Below are 20,246 nucleotides of genomic sequence, written 5' to 3' on the forward strand. Positions count from 1 at the left end.
TTAACATGTAGTTTAGCTCCTCAAAAAGTGCATATTAATCATTTATAATAAAGAAAAAAATGGATTTATAATGAATATATTATTGCTAGAAGATGACATTGTTTTTGCTGATATGATAAGTGAATATTTAATTGAAAATCAATTTATCGTTACTACCGTTTATGATGGGGAAGAAGCAGAGGAATTAATTTATACAGATACATTTAACTTATTATTATTTGATATTAACGTACCTTCAATTGATGGATTAACTTTAGCAAATAAAATTAAAAGTTCCGGGTTTAATATACCAATTATCTTTTTATCATCAGCATCAGGTATTGAAAATTTAAAAAAAGCATATCAATATGGAGCTAATGACTTTATAAAGAAACCATTTATTCTAGAAGAAATACTTATTCGTATAAAGTATATACAAAGAAGTTTTTTTATAGACTCGACAGAAATTATTAAAATTTCAAACAATATAACATTTAATTTATTGAGTATATCTATACAAAAAGAAAATGAAATTATTTATTTACCAAAAAAAGAAGGAAAAATTTTAAAATATTTTTTATTAAATAAAAATAGAATTATTTCAATAAATGAATTAATAATAAATGTATGGGGTTATGATAGTGAGCCATCAATTGCAACTATAAGAACATATATAAAAAATATACGAAAATATCTTGAAAAAGATTCCTTTGAGACAATAAAAGGATTAGGCTACATACTAAAAAAATAATTACATGTTAACTACATAAAAAAGAAGTAGAATTCATAAGGGTTATTTAGTACCTAAAACATGTCGAAGAAACCCAATAAAACACTACGAATTTTTTCATATGCGCGAACACTTGTTAAATTTTTCATTCTTCGACATTTTTCTCCTCATTACCTCCACACTAGTTTGATATGATACAAAAAAAAGGAGTTATTATGTTTGATTTTATGAATATGAATTTTACATTATTTCATGGTTTTTCGATGTTTGTATTTTGGGCTATTTTAGTTTATTTGATTTTCTCTGGATTAAATAGTAAAGAAAAAACTTCTGCTATAGATATTATTAAAAATCGATTAGCAAAAGGTGAGATATCAAAAGAAGAGTTTGAATCATTAAAAACTACATTAAAAACGGAGATATAATTATGAAAAAAACAATTTTATTTTTAGGAATACTTGTTAGTTCAATTTTTGCAATGGAAGGCAAAACAATGACTGTCTATAAATCACCTTATTGTGAATGTTGTGCTAAATGGGTAGACATTATGAAAAGTAAAGGGTTTGAAGTAAAAACAATAATGACTAATGAAGTTAATATTATAAAACAAAAAGCTGGATTACAAGCTGGGCAAACATCATGTCATACAGCATTTGTTGATGGATATGTTGTCGAAGGTCATGTTGATTACTCTGCAATTAAAAAAATGCTAACAGAAAAACCTAACATTATTGGTATAACAGCACCAGGTATGCCAATAGGAAGCCCTGGAATGGAACAAGGAAATAAAAAAGACAAATATGACATTTTATATGTGAATAAAGATGGTTCAACTGGTGTATATGAATCTCACTAAATAAGTCTATCCAATAAAAGGAACTGGTACTATGAAAATACTTTTACTCGAAGATGATGTAATTCTAAATGAAATTATTGAAGAGTTTTTATTAACGTTAAATTATGAAGTAGTAAGCACTCATGATGGAGAAATCGCTGAAGAATTAATTTATGAAGAGTTATATGATTTATTAATCTTTGATGTAAATGTACCTTCATTAAATGGATTTGCCTTATTAGAGAAATTAAGAAACAACAACATTAATATACCTACAATATTTATTACATCTTTAAATACTATTGAAGATCTACAAACTGGATTTAAAGTAGGTTGTGATGATTATATTAAAAAACCTTTTGAACTTGCTGAGTTAAATTTTGTAATTGAAAATATGATGAAATCATCAATCACTTTGTCAAATAATATTATTAAGTTATCTAATACTATATATTTAGATAAGAAAAATATGCTCATTAAAAAAGATAAAAAAGTGTTCCCTTTACCCAAAAAAGAGTATGAAATATTATTATATTTAATCAAAAAGAAAGATATAGTTAACATTAAAGATTTACATTCTAATATCTGGAAAAATGAAAAGTATCCAGGTGATTCTACAATTAGAACATATATAAAGAATTTAAGAAAAATTCTTGGAAAAGAATATATTCTTAATAAAAGAGGATATGGCTATAAATTTAACAACTAGTGAAAAAAACACATTTAAAAGATTTTTATCTTTATACTTGGGTTCGTCATTTATTTTAATATTATTAATTTCACTATTATATTACCAAAATGAAAGAACTGTATATTTTGATTTAATTAAAGCAGATATGCAGAATTTATCATCAAAAATTTCATCAAAAATTATACTATCTCATATGAATAAAACGTCTTTTGACTTTAATATGTTATTGGATAGTAAAAAATATAAGATCTCATTTTATAATAAAGAAAAGAAAAAAATCTATGGAGATATAAATTATGAATTAGATTTGTCAAAAGATTACATTAAACATCAAGGACATTTTGTTCTAATTGATAAATCTGTTTCAGGACATCTTAATATTTATTATATTGCTATTGAAGAGAATTTATATTTTAAAAAAATTGATAATTTAAAAATTGACATATTATTTTTCTTTATTTTAATTTACTCTATAATTGCTTTAATTAGTTTTTATCTTTCAAAACTATTTTTAAAACCAATTAAGGATGAAAGAGAAAGATTAAATACTTTTATAAAAGATACAACACATGAATTAAATACCCCAATAAGTGCAATTTTAATGTCCTCAGAATCTGAAGTATTAACAATTAAACAAATAGAAAGAATTAGATTAAGTGCAAAAAGAATTTCTGAAATTTATAAAGACTTAACATATACTTTTCTTGAAAATAATATAAATAATACAATAATAGAAGAATTAGACCTTAAAAACGAAATAAATGAACAATTGGAATATTTTGAACCATTAGCATTAAAGAAAAAGATTTTAATTAAATGTGATATAGAAAGCTTCAAGTTTACTATAAATAAAGATGACTTTATAAGAGTTTTTAATAATTTGATTTCAAATGCAATTAAATATAATAAAGTGGGAGGAGAAATACATATAATTCTCAAAGAAAAAAATTTAGTAGTCAGTGACACAGGAATAGGAATTAGTAACGAAAAAATAAATAATATATTTGAAAGATATTACAGAGCAACATCTGAACAAGGTGGTTTTGGGATAGGTTTAAATATAGTAAATAGAATTTGTAGAAAATATAATATAAACATTACTGTTGATTCTAAAATAAAAAATGGTACAAGTTTTACTTTATATTTTAAATAAATTCAATATAGAATTTAAATATTTTATAATAGGTAAATAATTACATGTTAACTACATAAAAAAGAAGTAGAATTCATAAGGGTTATTTAGTACCTAAAACATGTCGAAGAAACCCAATAAAACACTACGAATTTTTTCATATGCGCGAACACTTGTTAAATTTTTCATTCTTCGACATTTTTCTCCTCATTACCTCCACACTAGTTTGATATGATACAAAAAAAAGGAGTTATTATGTTTGATTTTATGAATATGAATTTTACATTATTTCATGGTTTTTCGATGTTTGTATTTTGGGCTATTTTAGTTTATTTGATTTTCTCTGGATTAAATAGTAAAGAAAAAACTTCTGCTATAGATATTATTAAAAATCGATTAGCAAAAGGTGAGATATCAAAAGAAGAGTTTGAATCATTAAAAACTACATTAAAAACGGAGATATAATTATGAAAAAAACAATTTTATTTTTAGGAATACTTGTTAGTTCAATTTTTGCAATGGAAGGCAAAACAATGACTGTCTATAAATCACCTTATTGTGAATGTTGTGCTAAATGGGTAGACATTATGAAAAGTAAAGGGTTTGAAGTAAAAACAATAATGACTAATGAAGTTAATATTATAAAACAAAAAGCTGGATTACAAGCTGGGCAAACATCATGTCATACAGCATTTGTTGATGGATATGTTGTCGAAGGTCATGTTGATTACTCTGCAATTAAAAAAATGCTAACAGAAAAACCTAACATTATTGGTATAACAGCACCAGGTATGCCAATAGGAAGCCCTGGAATGGAACAAGGAAATAAAAAAGACAAATATGACATTTTATATGTGAATAAAGATGGTTCAACTGGTGTATATGAATCTCACTAAATAAGTCTATCCAATAAAAGGAACTGGTACTATGAAAATACTTTTACTCGAAGATGATGTAATTCTAAATGAAATTATTGAAGAGTTTTTATTAACGTTAAATTATGAAGTAGTAAGCACTCATGATGGAGAAATCGCTGAAGAATTAATTTATGAAGAGTTATATGATTTATTAATCTTTGATGTAAATGTACCTTCATTAAATGGATTTGCCTTATTAGAGAAATTAAGAAACAACAACATTAATATACCTACAATATTTATTACATCTTTAAATACTATTGAAGATCTACAAACTGGATTTAAAGTAGGTTGTGATGATTATATTAAAAAACCTTTTGAACTTGCTGAGTTATCTATAAGAATAAATAATATAAAAAAGTTAAAACAAATTGATTGTGAGATAAAGGTTAATATTACAGATAAAATGATCTATAATTTTAGTACAAAAATTATTTCTGGGAATAATAGTTCTTTTCAATTATCAAAAATTGAATCTAAAGTATTTGAATATTTTCTAAGAAATAAAAATAGAACGCTTTCAATAGAGGAAATTTCAATTAATAATTGGGCATATGATGAAATGCCAGAGCCAACCACAGTACGAACATATATAAAAAATCTTAGAAAAATTTTAGGGAATACAATGATTATAAATATTAAAGGAATTGGGTACAAATTAGTGGAATGAGCCTAAAATATAGACAAAAATTAATTCAGTTAATTAATATAACAATTTAGAGAAAATTGCAGATAATAATAATCTTCATTTCAAAAAATAAGTTCACTAACCTGTACCTTTTGAGCATATTCAGTGATTCAATTACTTATAAAAATCTTTTTAGACCTGTCCATATAATAGTATCTTTAAAGAGTATAAGTATTCAAAAGAACTTTAAATAATTGTTAAAGCCTAAAATATTTATCGTAATATTTTTCTACTTTTAATATATTGAGACAATGATGGTTGAGTTCCAATATTTATATAATCTACAATTTTTTGAACACTAAGTCCTAATTTATAAAGTTCCTCAATTTTATCCCTATAAGGATCATATTTACTTTTTACAAGTTGTCCCTTTTGTCTTCCTAGTAATTTACCTTTTGATTTTGCGACAGCTAAACCTCGTTTTGTTCTTTCAGAAATAATTTCTCTTTCTGTTTCTGCAAAATATCCATATATGGAATAAAGTAGTTTTGCTAATGTACTATTTGCAGTAGATAATTCTGGTTGTTCAATAAATATAAGATTTACTTTCATAGTATTAAACTTCTCAATTATATTCAATATCTCTAGCATATTTCTACCTAGTCTTGAAAGTTCCGTCACAAGTAAGGTATCTCCTATATTAAGTTCCTCAAATAATCTATCTATTAATCTCTCTTTTTGCTCTTTTCTACTGCTTACTTCTATCTCAAAAAATTTATCAATTTTAAGGTCATAATTATATGCATATTCAAGAATTTTGTGTTTTTGATTTTGAAGAGACTGTTGTTCAGTGGAAACTCTAATATAAGCTACATTTTTACTCATTCTTTGCCTTTATAAGTTTATACTACAATTATATATTTAAACTTATATAATTAATAAATTGAGCCAAGCCTCTAAACTTATCAATATAATAACTATAAATGGTCGTTTAAACATATTTTTTATCTTTAATTAAATTATCATCAATTACAATTTCCCTTGATATTGCATATCGTATAACATCAAAATATTTATCATCAAAATCTTCACCAAATTCTGCCTTAGCTTCTCTTTTTACAAGTTCTTGAGATTTTATACAATTTTTAAATCTATTTAGTGACATTTTAATATGTCCATCATTTAAATCAAGCCCCATAAGTTTTAAAGCAGTTGATATATACCTTAATGTAGTTAAAGGATCTGCATGTCCTAATTTTACTTGTAATGCATTTAATAATAAAGGATGTGGTACGAGTCCAGTGTTTTCTAAAGGGATCCCCTTTGTATTCGCTACATCCATAATAGTCCAAGTTGCAAATGTATGACGTAACCAATGAGGTGTAATATTATTCACTGTTCTTCCCATAATTTTAGAAGCTTTAGAAAAAGCTCTCCATACATCATATTTATTTACTTCTTTCCCTTTTTCAGTTATCCAAAAAATATTTTCTTTAATCTTTTTTCCTGTTATTTTCATTTTTTGCTCATACTTATATGATCTATCAACATATTCACTTCTAATATAATTATCATTAACCTCTTGCATCGTTCTAAGTGGCAATTCATATTGTTTATATTCATCATGTCCTTTAGGGATATAATTTCTATATACTGTATCATTAAGAGTTTTCCCATTTGCATATAATTTTAGTAAGCCTTTAAAATCACTTTCTTTAGCATCTAATGCAGCAGTTATACGTAATCCTGTTTCAACCATGAAAATAGCCAAAACTTGATATACAATATCTATATTTCTTAAATGTTTTTTTAATATTGAGAATTCTTTTCTACTCAAAGCATGATAAGTATGCTGCTTTGGACTTGCTTTTACTCTTAAAGCCCATGAATCTATCTTTTCATTCTTTTCTGAACTATATCTCTTATGAAGATGATCTAATAATCCTTTATGTCTATATTTATTTGTCTTTTTTATTGTTAAAACCATATCGTTAGGTTCATCTAACTTATCCATATATCTATAAAATTTAAACCAAGTATTTAACTTATGGTTCATTACATCATTTGATATTGGTTCATAACTATAATTGTCTAAATCTATATTATCATTTTCATCCCAACATAGCATTGCATTACGTATTTTTTTAATATCAAATTCAGTAGCAGTTCGCCAATTTAAATCCATATCATATAAATTCCTATATAATTCAGCAATTGTAAATGCCTTACCCTTATAAGAACTTTTTCCTGCAATACCTCCATATCTTCCACCATATCTTGATTCATAAATTAAAAACTCTGCTGAAGGAATATCAATCTTACCATCAATTAAAAGTAACGTTATATCTCTATTTTTCAAACTAGGATGTGTTACTGTAATATTTTTAATGTTCATACTTAGCCTTCAACCTATCAACTTCTTCATATAATTTAGTTCTTTCTAATTTCAATTTTTGAATAGTTTTATCTTTCATCTCTAACTCTTCATTTAATGAAAGTTTTTGATCATAAAAATCAGCAATTTGTAATACTAAACTTTCAATATCATTTTTAAGTTTTGCTGTTTCTGAAATTGTTTTTTTTGAAACTAAAGTTTTCATTTTCTTATGTTCATCTTTAAAATCAGTAATTCTCTTTTTTATGTCTTTAAAATCTTGAGTTTTAGGACTTTTTATACTCTTATCTCCAATTTTACTTTCAAGAAATAAAACATATTGCTCATTTGCATAATCAAGAACATTTTGGTAAGTCACTTTATTTGAGGAAGGAGTAGATTCCTCTATTAAGACATCAATAGCTTCATGAAGTGCTTTTATTTTCAATTCTTTTTGTTCTTTTGATATTTGTCCCATTACATAACTTCCTTTTTATAATCATCATATTCTTTAATTACCTTTCGATAAGGATCCTGTTCAAAACCACCTGCTTCTATAAAAAATGTATTTTTTTCTAACCTCTTTTTAAGACCTGGCTCTATGTTAAAATACATTTTCTTTTTTAATTCTTCAATATGTTTTTCAAAAAATAATGCATTACTACAATTTGCACCCTTACATCTTTCAGAAGCAGGGCCATTTATAGCTATTTCCTCTAAATCAAACCCTTGTTGGCATATTAGTTCTTCTGGCTTTGATAAATCATGAATACAAAGACTTACTGGTGTTTGGATTATTGCAAGCTTTTGATTTTCAATTAATTCCAGGAAGCCTTTCCTTACTAAGTTAATGAAGTGATCTGCATATCGACCAGAAAATCTAGTTTTAGCTTGCATTAACCACTTTCCATTTACTCCAAATAGATTTTTGTCTTTTTTTATTTGTTCGGTAATTTCATTCACAAAAAATTCAGATTCTTCTCGAATAAGTTCTCTAACAGCATCTTTAAGTTCAATATTATAGTATCCCATATATTTCAATGTCATTGTAATGCTTGTATGTCCCAAAAACATTCTTGCAAGTTCTAAGCCTTCATTATCATAAATATGTGTTATTAAAAAAGCCATTGCATGTCTAAACTTATGTGCAGTAATTGCTTTTTTTATTCCTAAATCCTTGCAATATATTTTTAATAATCTAGTTGCTCTATCAACTTTTACTTCTGATGTTTCATCTTTTTTCATTGTTGATAAAATTAAACTTCCATATTGTTGCCCATCTTTAATTTTTGCAAATTTTGAAAGGACTATTAATGCATCCTTACAAACTATAGGTATAGGCATTTTCAAAGGTTCACCAGTTGAGTTTGAAGCTGTTTTATAAACTATTCTTTCTAAATGTTCATGTTCATCATGTGTTATTTTTAAGTCTCTGTCTAACCATACTAGTTCACCAACTCTCATTCCCGTCATCATTAATGAAATTGAAATACAAGAAACCTCTAATCTTTCAATAACATCATTAATTTGTCCCCTAGAAATTATTCCTATTAGTTGGTCATTTGTGGGTGAACCATTTATTTCTTTATGAAGAATTAAACAGTTATTTTGGATTTCTCTTATATTTTGTTCTGTAAAAAATATTGGTGTAGTTACAAAAAAATTATATAGATATAAATATCTTTCTATTATTTTAACCTTAGAAGATGACTTCTTAAAATGCCATGCAAGTTCTAAAATTTCATTCTTAAATAACTCCATATATTTTATTGATGAAGAAATAATGATTTTTAAATCATACAGTGAGTATGATTCCTTTTTCTTAGGGATTAATCCATCATCTGAAATATCTGAAGAAACAATCTTTTTAAGTCTTTTATATTCTTTTGAGTTTTGTAGTGCAAATTCATCAAGTTTTAATATAGGAGGAAACTTTAATTCTTCTTCATATTTTAAGACATCGAATATTTTATCTATTCTATTTTTTATAGTTAGACTCTTTATCTTTTTTTCATCAAGCTTATAACTAATATATTCATCTAGTAAATTACTATCTATTTGATCTAAAAAGCTAATTTCTCTTAATTCAGATATTTCTCTTAAAAATATATGTATCAAACTAAAATAAGTTGATTCACCAGCATTAGAAGGACAATCACCCATTTTTTTATCTAACTTAAAATATAATATTACACGTAAATATATATTCAAAATACCAGTTAATTGAACTTTGCATTTTGATAAAGTTTTAGGGCTATTTTTTAAAAGAATTCTATTATCAAAAAAAAATGAATGTCCTCTATTTGGAAATCTAACATTCTCAAATACTTTTTTTATATCTTTTTCAGTAAGACACTCAGACAGATTTTCAACTTCATAATAATTATCAATCATCTAATTTCCTTAATTTTTACTGTTCTTTGAAACTTCATTTTTATAAAATCATTATGTTTGTAAAATTCTTTTTCACAATAGTTTTTCATTTCATCATTGAATTTACTTATAGTATCTTTTGCACATTCATTATCAAGTTTATATTCTTTTTCCCAATCTTCAATTCTAAAAAAAATTTCTTTTTGATTTTCCATAAAATTAATCCAAGCATAAATTACTGGGCCATGAATTTTTGGAATAACATATGATTTATCACATTCTGTTAAGCATTTGTACCAATCCGTACAATGCTCATTGTCTTTTAACATAGGAGCATTTTTGAAAGAAGGACTCCTGTTATTCTTACAATCTGCTAAAGGACCGTTTAAAAGTTTTGCAGTCTTATGCTCATCTTCCCCTACTTCTCCTTTAAAAATGCCAACTATGAGATTCTGTGCAAGTGCAATTTTATGTTTTTTTATTCCATTCCATTCTAAATTCTGACCTTCATAGTAAATTTTCGTAGTTTCATTCGATTTATGATTTTTTCGTAACTGCCTTTCAAACTCAGATTTACCTTTAAAATGGTCTTGAAGCAAATGGCTTTTTCTTAATGCTTTGTGTTCTATAAAATTAAGTCTCTTGTTATTAACGTCTATTATTTCATATTTATCGTAAAAAATATTTTTTGTTAATCTGTAACTAACTAAAAAAGCTCCCTCAATAGAAATAGGTTCATATTTGAAACTATTGCAAAGTCCTAAATATTGTAATAACAACTTACTTTTCGAATTTTCATATAAGGGAGTACACCATTTGATATAAAAGTCTATATACTCTTTAATTTTAGAATTGTTTTTGATAGGAATAATTATATTTTCATTTGACCTATTTTTAGTAGTTTCAACTACTGTCATTAAACCAATATCATCTCCTTTTAACCTATAATTTCCATCAAGATTTTTTTCAACTTGAAAACAATTTAAATTTTCTTGATTAATTCCTAGTTCTATCAAAAGAAGCAAAAATAAAGGATATAGCTCTTTACTTGTAGGGAACATAATTGTTTCAAGATCTTTTATTTTTATATCGAAATAGACAACAATAATTCTTTTTAGATCCCTAATTTTTTTTGGCAGTAAATTTTTATACTCTAATGAAGTATCTTTTCTATATGGATATTCAGGAACAAATAGTAAAAACCAATATAAAGCAAAATGTGACTCTTTTGTTAGAAGATCAATACCTCCTATAGATTTATTTTTTAAACTTTCTATTTGTCTATTTATGTTCTGTATTTCTTTAGTAGTAAGTCTATTCATTTTTGTTTTACTATATAATAAAACTGAACCATCAATATTAAAATCTTTTTTTAGCCTGAACAACAAAATATTTAAAAAAGGCATTTTATATTTTTTATCTTCAGACAATAATGTTTTTAATATATTTTCAAGACTAAAAAAAGAATAATTATTAAATTGATTAGACCATGTATTATAACTATTAACCTTATTCTTATTTATTTCGAATTCTTCTACTGCGTACTTATAAAGTTGAAATAAAACTGTTGAAGGAATCGCCATATCAAAAGTATTTGATTTATATGATTTTGGAGTGGTTTTTAAATTAATAAATTGTTTTCCTAATGAATTATTAATTTTTGCAACTTCACTAATAAATTTACTTACTGAAATTCTTTTTTCTTTTCTTTCATTATTCTCTAACAAACTTTTTTCAACTAACCTAAATTGCTTTATATTTATTTCTTCTATTGATTCAACATTTATTGCATTCTTTCTAAAAACATCTATGCAATACTTTAACCCATCAATAATACTCTCTGTTAATCTTGATTTTTTAATATCAATAAATACTCTGTTAATTGTATCAATTATAAGGGATTCATAATCTTTATTGTCATCAAAAATAATCGTTTTACTTTTAATAGGTTTTCTCTTATATATATTTTCACCTAATAAATTTTGAGCTCCTTTAGATTTATAATATTGTTTTTTATGTTTATAAGATAAATAAACTCTTGAGTTTTTTATTAAACTTGATTTTGTAGCTATGCAGATGAGATAATAACCATAATGCTCTTTTGCTAATGTATTATCTACTCTATCAAAGTGTATTCTATCAATAACACTTTCTTCTGATGGTTCAGATTTTGAGATATTAAGCTTTTTAGGTTTTCTTGCCATTATACTTCCTTATCAAAAATGATTTTAGCAAGAGTTTTTCTTATTTATTAAAAATATTACAGTATGCAATATTTATTTTAAGAGAAGTATTTTATGTAAAATTAATTTGTCTTAATTACCTTTTTTAAATTTGCAAACAAAAATCGTTTTATTACTCTTTTTCATTTTTGCAACAAATAATAAATACCACCAATATTTTCACTACAATTTAAAAATTTCAATGTCCATCTTTTTCTAAACCATTTTGGATTTGATAAATCATATTTATCATCAATAAAAGCTTGTAGTCTTGTTTGATTTAAATAAAGTACCAATCTATCTATTGCTACTTTAAACTCAGGTTGAGTATTTTTAGGAAGAAGAGAATATGAAAAGTATGATATTAAGAGGATTACAAATATAAGTTCAAATAAAAAATATGATTTTTTACTGTTTAATTTTTCGCACATAGATATCTAATAAATCTTTATTCAAATACTTTATTGTAAATTTGTTATCATATTTTATTGGATTATACAAAGATACAAAGTAATCATTACCTTTTACGATGCCATAAAACTCCAATCTTTTTTGAAGTTTTCTATCAAAAGTTTTTATATTGTTAATCTTATTCTCTTTTAAAATTTTTGCAATATCTTTTGCAAAATAATAATTATACGCAAAATGTTTTTCTGGATTATCTAAAATCAGATAAAGTGGTTTATTATATAAAAGTAAAAAAGTATTAATAAAAAGTAAAAAAAGAGATAATTTTGCAATATTATAATGTAATCTTCTAAATTCAGGCAATCTGACTCTTAATGAATGCATAAATAGTTTTAGCATAATTGGCAATGATATTACAACATATGGGGCAAAGTCTTCTATATATATTTTTTGTCTAAAAGAAAATAGAAGTGAAAATATCATCGCTGTAATTGAGATATACCAATATATTGAACGCGTTCCTTTGATTCCAACCCTATATAATGAATAAAAGAAGTACAAAAATAGCAAAGGCGAAAATATTGAGGCATATATTCCAAATGTATCTAATAGATAACTTCTTGGTTTTCCAGAAGCTTCAAACCCATAGATATACATTGAAAGCCCAAATAAAATTAAAGATATTATTAATAATTTATTTTCATTTTTACTTAGTGAATAAAAAAATAAAGCCAAAAATAAAACTGCAAAAGAGTTATCAACAAATAAGAAGAAAATTAACAAATAGTAGTTATGCTTTGAATAAAGTTTATAATAGTACAAATATACTAAGGTACAAAAAATAACAACAATAGAACTATTTATCAATAAAGATGCACTAACAACTCCAGGAAGAAACATAAATATAAGTATATTAACTAATCTATCTATCTCTTTTTTAAAATAATCCTTAGTAAGTAAATACATTAAAATAACACTAAAAACATAAAGAACAATAAAAGGAAGTCTAATAGCTATATCATTATTACCAAAAAAATATGTACTAGATTTCGTTATATAAGATAAAACAGATTTATTTACTAAAACATTTAGTGCTTCATTATATGAGATGCTTAAACTATTGGCAACAAAAATCAGTACAACAAAAAAGGTGGCTAAGGTTATTCCAAAGATATAGTTGTAAAATTTTTGTTTAATCATTATATTTTCAAGAAATTACCAATTATTTCATATCCATATTCACTCATGATTGATTCTGGATGAAACTGAACTCCATATATTTTTTTACCCTCAATTTCTAAAGACATAATTTCATCATCATCTAAACTTTTAGAGGTAACTTTAATGCAAGATGGTAAATTATCTTGTTTAACAGTTAATGAATGATATCTAGTCTGGGTAAATTCATTTGGCAATCCATTAAATAAAATTGTATCACTTAAGACTTTTACTTTTGAGATTTTTCCATGCATCATATTATCTGCTCTTACAACTTTTCCACCAAATACTTGTGCAATACTTTGGTGCCCTAAACAAATACCAAATATTGGTTTTTTGTCAGCAAAATATTCAATAACTTCTAAGCATATTCCTGCATCATCTGGAGTTGCAGGTCCTGGAGAGATTATTATCTTTTCAGGATTAAGTTTTACTATTTCTTCTATGCTTAGTTCATCATTTCTTATTACTTTTAAATCAGCACCTAACTCTAAGCAATATTGCACAATATTGTATGTAAAAGAATCATAATTATCAATCATTAGTATCATTTAAAATTTGTCCTTGACTATTTTTTTAATAGATTATTTTATAGACAAATATTATAACCACTATTAAATTGTTTTTAAATTAATTTATTTTTTACCAATAAAATCTTTTTCCTCAACTTCTAATAAAATTTTTCCTGCGATTTTTTGAGTCTCTTCTGCTATCTCATTACTTAAATTAGCCACACTTGCATTTTTTTGCGTTTGTTGGTCTAAAGTTGCTACTGCATCATTTATTTGTTCAATTCCCATTCTTTGTTCTTTACTTGAAGTTTCTACATTTGATATTAAGCCTAAAGTTTGTGTAATATTTTCTTTTAATTCTGTATATCCTTTAATCATTTGATTAGAGATATTTTTACCTTCGTTTGCTTTTACTGTTGCTTTTTCTACAAGCTCTTTAATTTCTTTTGCCGCATCTGCACTTCTTGAAGCTAGATTTCTAACTTCAGCTGCAACAACAGCGAACCCTTTTCCAGCTTCCCCAGCAGTTGCTGCTTCTACTGCTGCATTTAGACTTAAGATATTTGTTTGAAATGCAATTTGATCTACAACTGTAATTGCTTCACTAATTGCCATAACTTCATTATTTATGCTATCCATTGAGACTGTTGTTTTATTGGCTAAGTCTTCACCGTCTTTAGCAGATTTAGATACTTTATTAGCAAAAGAAACCATTTGTAAGATATTTTCTGAACTACTTGCAATATTAGAAGTAATCTCTTCAATTGCAGCTGCTGTCTCTTCTAAAGAAGCTGCTGATTCATTTGAAGCAGTATTTAGTATTGCTACATTTTTTAAAAGTTCTTTTGCAGAACTTTGTAAATTTAAACCATTATTCATATTATTAACTAACATTTCATTAATAGTATCAGCTAAAGAGTTTAATGCAATTGCAACTTTTCCATTTGGATTCTTTATTCTATGTGTAAAGTTCATATTTTTCAACTCATTTAATGCAGAATCAATATCATTTAAATTGTTATTTATTTTACTAGAAATAGAATCTAGCATCTCATTAAAAATATTTTTCAGTTCTTCTAAACCTTGATTCTCAGTTTTTTGAGTAACTCTTGTATTTAAATTACCAGAATTTACATCATTTACAATAGCTTTAACATTATTGATAACTTTTTCATCTTCTTCAATTAGTTGTTGTGTTTTTTCAATATTAGCATTTACAATATTAGCCATTGTCCCTATTTCATCTTTATTGCTAATAACAATTTTTTCTACATTAGAAGTCTCTTTATTCAAATAACTAAAAAAGTTAAGTAATCCATTTTGAAATGTACTTAGTGGATTAGTTATTTGTTTATTTATAAAATACAGTACAAATAAACCTACAATAACTGAAACAATAAGAGCTATAAGTAAGATTCCAAATACAATTGATTGTATTTTTTCATCTGACTCTTTTTGCATTTTATTAATATTTGCTTCTATTTCATCTGTATATGCACCTGTTCCTATCATCCATTTCCATTCATCAAATCCTATACCATATCCTAGTTTTTCATACAATTTTTTATCATTTGGTTTGACAAAATTATACTTTACTAATCCCCCATCTTTTTTTGCTAAAGAAATTAAATCTCTTATATGTGCTGATTTCATAAAATTTTTACCAACATTTTGTGGTTTGATAGGATGCATTACATTATTTCCATCATAATCATATATAAAGAAATAACCATTATTATTTTTTCCATATCTCATTGCTTTTATAGTTGATAAAGCTTCTGCTTGCAATTTTTCTGTAATATTATCTAAATATGAACCTGTTCCAATTACCCATTTATAAGGTTTAAATAATTTTACAAATGCGACTTTTTCCCTTGGAGGTTTATTAGGTACAGTTTGCTCATATGAAACTAAGCCTTGTCCATTTTTAATTGCTAAATCAATGAAGTTCAAAATATGAGGTTTGGGATATCGTTTTCCTTCTTTTGTTGGATTTATTGGATGTTTTAATACAATAGCATCTTCATTATAAACAAAAAAATAGCCATTATTTGTACCATATCTTGCAGAACCTATTGCATCTAGTAAAATTCTTTTAAGCTCTTCATCTGAAACTTTTCCATTAAATTTTTTATACAAATCTTCAAGCATAAAAAATAAAAAATTCATTTGTCCTTCTAAATCTTTTTTAATATTTTCTTTAATAATATTAATATCTGATTTTTTATAATAATCTACTGCTACATTTCTAGCAAAATCAACATATGATTTTAACTCTTTTTCTTGTTCTTCATATGCATTCTTTTTATAAGTTGCTATATTATCTTTTGTTAATTCATTTAATGAATAAATAGATTTAACTGCTATTAGACCTGCTACTATTATTATAGTAAATATTATTATAAAAAGTAATTTACTTTTTATTGATAAATTCTTCATCTTTATCCTTTTCATTTATTAACCAAATATTAACATAAAAAAGCAAAGAAAAAAGAACCAAAGTCACTTTTTTATCGCTACAATTACTGATAATCATTCTTATTATTAAGGATAAGCAAAGTTACTTTAACTTATAATCATTTTTTTAAATTATACTTATATTCTAAAAGGAATCTCATATGTTAAAAATTTTAATACCAATTATATTATTATTATCAAGCTCACTTTATGCAAGTGGAGAAGTTAATGTCTATTCACATAGGCACTATGATACAGATAAAAAAATATTTAAATTATTTGAACAAGAAACAGGTATCAAAGTAAATGTCGTAAAAGCAATGGCAGATGAATTAATAAAAAGAATGGAAACAGAAGGAGATAAATCTCCTGCAGATGTTCTTATCACTGTTGATGCTGCTGGTTTATATAAAGCCAAAACAAAAGGTTTATTACAACCTATCAAATCAGATTATCTAGAAAAGAATATTCCAGAAAATTTAAGAGACAAAGATAATCAATGGTTTGGAGTAACAATAAGATCAAGAGTTACAGTTTATAAAAAAGGTGAAGGGATAGGAAAAGAGTTATCAACATATGAAGATTTAGCTGATCCAAAATATAAGGGGCAAATTATGATTAGATCTTCAAATAATGCCTATAACCAATCTTTATTAGCAGCAGTTGTAGCTCACCATGGAAAAGATTATGCTTTAAAATGGGCAAAAGGGATTGTTGCAAATATGGCAAGAAGTCCAAAGGGTGATGATATGTATCAAGTAAAAGCGATAGCTTATGGTATTGGTAAAATTGGAATTGTAAATACATACTATGTTGGTAAGATGTATGGAAGTAAAAACTTATCAGATGTGGATGCTGTAAATAAAGTTAAAATATTTTTTCCTAAATTTGAAAATGGTGGAACACATATAAATATAAGTGGAGCAGGAGTTGCAAGATATTCTCCAAATAAAGCAAATGCTATAAAATTTATAGAATTTTTAGCAAGTCCCCAAGCACAAAAACTTTTTGCTGAAGATAATTATGAATATCCAATATTAAAAAGTGTAAAGGAATCAAAAGTTGCTCAATCGTGGGGAACATTTACACCTGATAATATCTCACTTGATGAGTTAGGTAAACACAATGCTGAAGCTGTAAGAATATTCGACTCAGCTGGTTGGAAATAAGAAAGGTTTTAAAATAATTGAAGTATTTTAATAAATTAACAATAAGTAGTATTTTTTTAACACTACTTATTTCTATGCCAGCACTATTTATTTTATCAAATATATTTGTAAGTACTCCAAATTGGACACATTTAGTAGATACTGTATTATGGGGTTATATATTTAATTCTTTGTATATTATGATTGGAGTTGCAGTTTTAACTTCAATCATGGGTTTTTCAACTGCATACATAACTTCACTTTTTACCTTTTCTGGTTCTAATTTTTTTCATTATGCATTGATACTTCCCTTTGCAATTCCTACTTATATTGTTTCATATGCTTATGGAGGCATGTTTGATATAACAGGAAGTGTTACAACTTTTATTTTAGACCTACTTGGTAAAAATTTAGGGGAAGTTTATTTCTTCGATATTATGTCAATAGAAGGTGCTATTTTAGTAATGTCTTTTGTTTTATATCCATATGTATACCTAATCTCAAAAACATACTTAAACTCAGAATCTTCTTCAATAGTTGATGCCCCTAAAACTATGGGGCTTACAAACTTTCAAATATTTTACAAAGTTATTATTCCAATATCAAGACCAGCAATTGTGGCAGGGGTTATTTTAGCTGTTATGGAAGCTGTGTCTGATTTTGGGGTTATGGATTATTATGGAGTTTCTACTTTTGTAACAGGTATCTTTAGAACTTGGTTTGGAATGGGAAGTGTTGAAGATGCTTCTAAATTAGCTTCTATGCTTATGTTATTTATATTTTTATTAATCTTTTTAGAGAGATATCAAAGAAAAAACACACGATATAGAAGTGCTGGAAAAGATTTTAAACCAATTAAAAAAGAAAAATTAACTGGGTATAAAAATGTATTAGCTTTTATTTTATGTTTTATTCCATTTTTTTTAGGATTTTTACTTCCTTTTTCTCAAATGAGTTATTGGTTTTATTTATCATATAAATCAACAATAAATGAAGACTTTTTGACTGTGTTTTATCAAACCTTATCATTAGGAATTGGAACATCTGTTTTAATTACTTTCTTGGCCTTTGTTTTTACATATAATGTTCGAGTGCACAAAAGTAAATTAGCAGATTATATAACCCAAATATCAAAGCTTGGATACTCTATTCCAGGTTCAGTCATAGCTGTTGGAATTTTGTCATTCTTTTTAATTATAAATAAAGCCTTTGATATTTTACTTGTAGGAAGTATTGTTGCTGTTATTTTTGGATATGTTGTTAGATTTTTAGCCATTTCAATTAATAACTATGAATCTGGATTTGCAAAAATTCCTCAAACCTATGATGATGCTTGTAAAACTATGGATATAAGTTCATTTGCAACTTTTTTTAAAGTAATATTTCCATTGATAAAAAACTCAATAGTTGTAAGCTTAATAATCATATTTATTGAAGTAATAAAAGAATTGCCTTTAACTATGATATTAAGACCATTTAATTTTGATACACTTGCAGTATTTTCCCATGAGTTAGTTGGTCAAGCGCAGATATTTGAATCAAGTGTTCCTGCAATGTTTATTGTAATACTTGGAATTATATCTGTTTTAATTCTCGCACAAAAAATGAAAAATTAGTAAGGAATTTGATGATTGGTATTAGCGTAAAAAACTTTTCTATAGCTTTTGGAAATAATGAAATATTAAATGATATCTCTTTTGATGTCCAGGCTGGAGAAATAGTTACAATATTAGGACCTAGTGGTTGTGGTAAAAGTACTATCTTAAGAAGTATAGCTTCACTAGAAGATAGTTATACTGGCTCTATATTTTTAAATGAAACCTGTTTGATAAATGGAGCAAATAAGTGTAACAAAGATATTGGTTATATATTTCAAGATTATGCTTTATTTCCCCATTTAAATGTAAAAGAAAACATAGAATTTGCCCTATTTAAACTAAAAGCAAATGAGAGACAAAAAAGAGTTGATAAATTATTAAAACAATTCGATTTAATAGAACATAAAAATAAACAAATCCATGAATTAAGTGGTGGTCAACAACAAAGAGTTTCAATAGCAAGAGTAATAGCCTATGAACCAAAGATTTTACTTCTTGATGAGCCTTTTTCAAATCTTGATTCTATTTTAAGAGCAAAAACAAAATTGTGGCTAAAAAATCTAATAAAAGAGTTAGGATTATCAGCTATATTAGTAACACACGATCAAAAAGAAGCCTTATCTATGTCTGATAAGATAGGAATTATTCATAATAAAAGAATTGTACAATTTGATACTCCAAAAAACATATATAAAAATCCAAATAGTTTTTATATTGCAAACTTTTTAGGGGAAGTTAATACCTTACCAAAATTTATTGCAGAAGATTTAAATTTAGACTTGGAAAAAACAAGTATCATTAGAATACATGAAACAAAAATAACAAATAAAGCAAATAACTATAAACTAAATACTGTAAATAGACTTTATTGTGGCGAATATGAAGAGGTGATTCTTAGCTTTGAAAAAGAGTTAGAATCTCAAATTAAATTAAGAGTATATATAGATAGTGATATCTCTTTAGAAGAAGAGATATATTTAGATATAAATAAAGACAAAATCATAAGTGTAAAAAACTAAAGTAG

Annotated in this window: 20 protein-coding genes; 11 read left to right on the forward strand and 9 right to left on the reverse strand. The window is 25.5% G+C overall.

All coding sequences use genetic code 11. From position 1 onward, the window contains the following. Positions 1 to 70 precede the first annotated feature (70 nt). From LXN10_RS03980 to LXN10_RS04015, 8 genes are all read left to right on the forward strand, one after another. Complete coding sequence (locus LXN10_RS03980) at positions 71 to 730, forward strand: response regulator transcription factor (RefSeq protein ID WP_375724628.1); 660 nt, start codon at positions 71 to 73, stop codon at positions 728 to 730. 194 nt (positions 731 to 924) lie between these two features. Beyond that, complete coding sequence (locus LXN10_RS03985) at positions 925 to 1,134, forward strand: SHOCT domain-containing protein (protein WP_375724629.1); 210 nt, start codon at positions 925 to 927, stop codon at positions 1,132 to 1,134. Positions 1,135 to 1,136: 2 nt separating this feature from the next. Then, entirely contained in the window at positions 1,137 to 1,565 is a 429-nt protein-coding gene (locus LXN10_RS03990) for a DUF411 domain-containing protein (RefSeq protein WP_375724630.1), read from the forward strand. Positions 1,566 to 1,596: 31 nt separating this feature from the next. Next, positions 1,597 to 2,253 carry a response regulator transcription factor gene (locus tag LXN10_RS03995; RefSeq protein WP_375724631.1) on the forward strand — a complete coding sequence of 219 codons (657 nt, stop codon included), beginning with the start codon at positions 1,597 to 1,599 and terminating at the stop codon, positions 2,251 to 2,253. Further along, positions 2,231 to 3,388 (forward strand): sensor histidine kinase, encoded by a 1,158-nt coding sequence (locus LXN10_RS04000; RefSeq protein WP_375724632.1) that lies wholly within the window; start codon positions 2,231 to 2,233, stop codon positions 3,386 to 3,388. Before LXN10_RS03995 ends, LXN10_RS04000 begins: the two co-directional genes overlap by 23 nt. 234 nt (positions 3,389 to 3,622) lie before the next feature. After that, entirely contained in the window at positions 3,623 to 3,832 is a 210-nt protein-coding gene (locus LXN10_RS04005; protein WP_375724629.1) for an SHOCT domain-containing protein, read from the forward strand. Positions 3,833 to 3,834: 2 nt separating this feature from the next. After that, on the forward strand, positions 3,835 to 4,263 hold the full coding sequence (locus LXN10_RS04010) for a DUF411 domain-containing protein (RefSeq protein ID WP_375724630.1): 429 nt from the start codon (positions 3,835 to 3,837) through the stop codon (positions 4,261 to 4,263). A gap of 31 nt (positions 4,264 to 4,294) precedes the next feature. Beyond that, positions 4,295 to 4,954, forward strand: coding sequence for a response regulator transcription factor (locus tag LXN10_RS04015; protein WP_375724633.1), 660 nt, complete (start codon positions 4,295 to 4,297; stop codon positions 4,952 to 4,954). 231 nt (positions 4,955 to 5,185) lie between these two features. On the opposite strand, the gene LXN10_RS04020 is transcribed toward LXN10_RS04015, so the two are convergent. From LXN10_RS04020 to LXN10_RS04060, 9 genes are all read right to left on the reverse strand, one after another. Next, a complete protein-coding gene (locus LXN10_RS04020) occupies positions 5,186 to 5,797 on the reverse strand; it encodes a recombinase family protein (protein ID WP_375724634.1) in 612 nt (203 codons plus the stop codon). A 106-nt stretch (positions 5,798 to 5,903) separates the two neighbouring features. After that, positions 5,904 to 7,307, reverse strand: a complete 1,404-nt coding sequence (locus LXN10_RS04025; protein ID WP_375724635.1) for a tyrosine-type recombinase/integrase — start codon at positions 7,305 to 7,307, stop codon at positions 5,904 to 5,906. Beyond that, entirely contained in the window at positions 7,297 to 7,764 is a 468-nt protein-coding gene (locus tag LXN10_RS04030; RefSeq protein ID WP_375724636.1) for a hypothetical protein, read from the reverse strand. The genes LXN10_RS04025 and LXN10_RS04030 overlap by 11 nt, the downstream gene beginning before the upstream one ends. After that, positions 7,764 to 9,680: a tyrosine-type recombinase/integrase gene (locus tag LXN10_RS04035; protein WP_375724637.1), complete on the reverse strand. Its 1,917-nt coding sequence runs from the start codon at positions 9,678 to 9,680 to the stop codon at positions 7,764 to 7,766. The genes LXN10_RS04030 and LXN10_RS04035 overlap by 1 nt, the downstream gene beginning before the upstream one ends. Beyond that, positions 9,677 to 11,863, reverse strand: a complete 2,187-nt coding sequence (locus tag LXN10_RS04040; protein ID WP_375724638.1) for a hypothetical protein — start codon at positions 11,861 to 11,863, stop codon at positions 9,677 to 9,679. The genes LXN10_RS04035 and LXN10_RS04040 overlap by 4 nt, the downstream gene beginning before the upstream one ends. A 161-nt stretch (positions 11,864 to 12,024) precedes the next feature. Next, the gene (locus tag LXN10_RS04045) at positions 12,025 to 12,312 is read right to left on the reverse strand and encodes a hypothetical protein (RefSeq protein WP_375724639.1); all 288 of its coding nucleotides are present in this window, start codon (positions 12,310 to 12,312) and stop codon (positions 12,025 to 12,027) included. Beyond that, on the reverse strand, positions 12,290 to 13,489 hold the full coding sequence (locus tag LXN10_RS04050) for a glycosyltransferase family 39 protein (protein WP_375724640.1): 1,200 nt from the start codon (positions 13,487 to 13,489) through the stop codon (positions 12,290 to 12,292). Before LXN10_RS04050 ends, LXN10_RS04045 begins: the two co-directional genes overlap by 23 nt. Beyond that, on the reverse strand, positions 13,489 to 14,058 hold the full coding sequence (locus LXN10_RS04055; protein WP_375724641.1) for an anthranilate synthase component II: 570 nt from the start codon (positions 14,056 to 14,058) through the stop codon (positions 13,489 to 13,491). Before LXN10_RS04055 ends, LXN10_RS04050 begins: the two co-directional genes overlap by 1 nt. Before the next feature lie 84 nt (positions 14,059 to 14,142). After that, positions 14,143 to 16,458, reverse strand: coding sequence for a methyl-accepting chemotaxis protein (locus tag LXN10_RS04060; RefSeq protein WP_375724642.1), 2,316 nt, complete (start codon positions 16,456 to 16,458; stop codon positions 14,143 to 14,145). Between the two features lie 179 nt (positions 16,459 to 16,637). Here LXN10_RS04060 and LXN10_RS04065 point away from each other — a divergent pair, with 179 nt between their 5' ends. Genes LXN10_RS04065 through LXN10_RS04075 form a run of 3 tightly spaced genes read left to right on the forward strand, consistent with a single transcriptional unit; the run spans position 16,638 to position 20,241 of the window. Then, complete coding sequence (locus tag LXN10_RS04065; protein WP_375724643.1) at positions 16,638 to 17,645, forward strand: Fe(3+) ABC transporter substrate-binding protein; 1,008 nt, start codon at positions 16,638 to 16,640, stop codon at positions 17,643 to 17,645. A 17-nt stretch (positions 17,646 to 17,662) separates the two neighbouring features. Further along, a complete protein-coding gene (locus tag LXN10_RS04070) occupies positions 17,663 to 19,240 on the forward strand; it encodes an ABC transporter permease (RefSeq protein WP_375724644.1) in 1,578 nt (525 codons plus the stop codon). An 11-nt stretch (positions 19,241 to 19,251) separates the two neighbouring features. Beyond that, positions 19,252 to 20,241, forward strand: coding sequence for an ABC transporter ATP-binding protein (locus tag LXN10_RS04075; protein ID WP_375724645.1), 990 nt, complete (start codon positions 19,252 to 19,254; stop codon positions 20,239 to 20,241). Positions 20,242 to 20,246: the final 5 nt, after the last annotated feature.

The sequence above is a fragment of the Arcobacter iocasae genome (assembly GCF_042214795.1).
Taxonomy (GTDB): Bacteria; Campylobacterota; Campylobacteria; order Campylobacterales; family Arcobacteraceae; genus Arcobacter; species Arcobacter iocasae.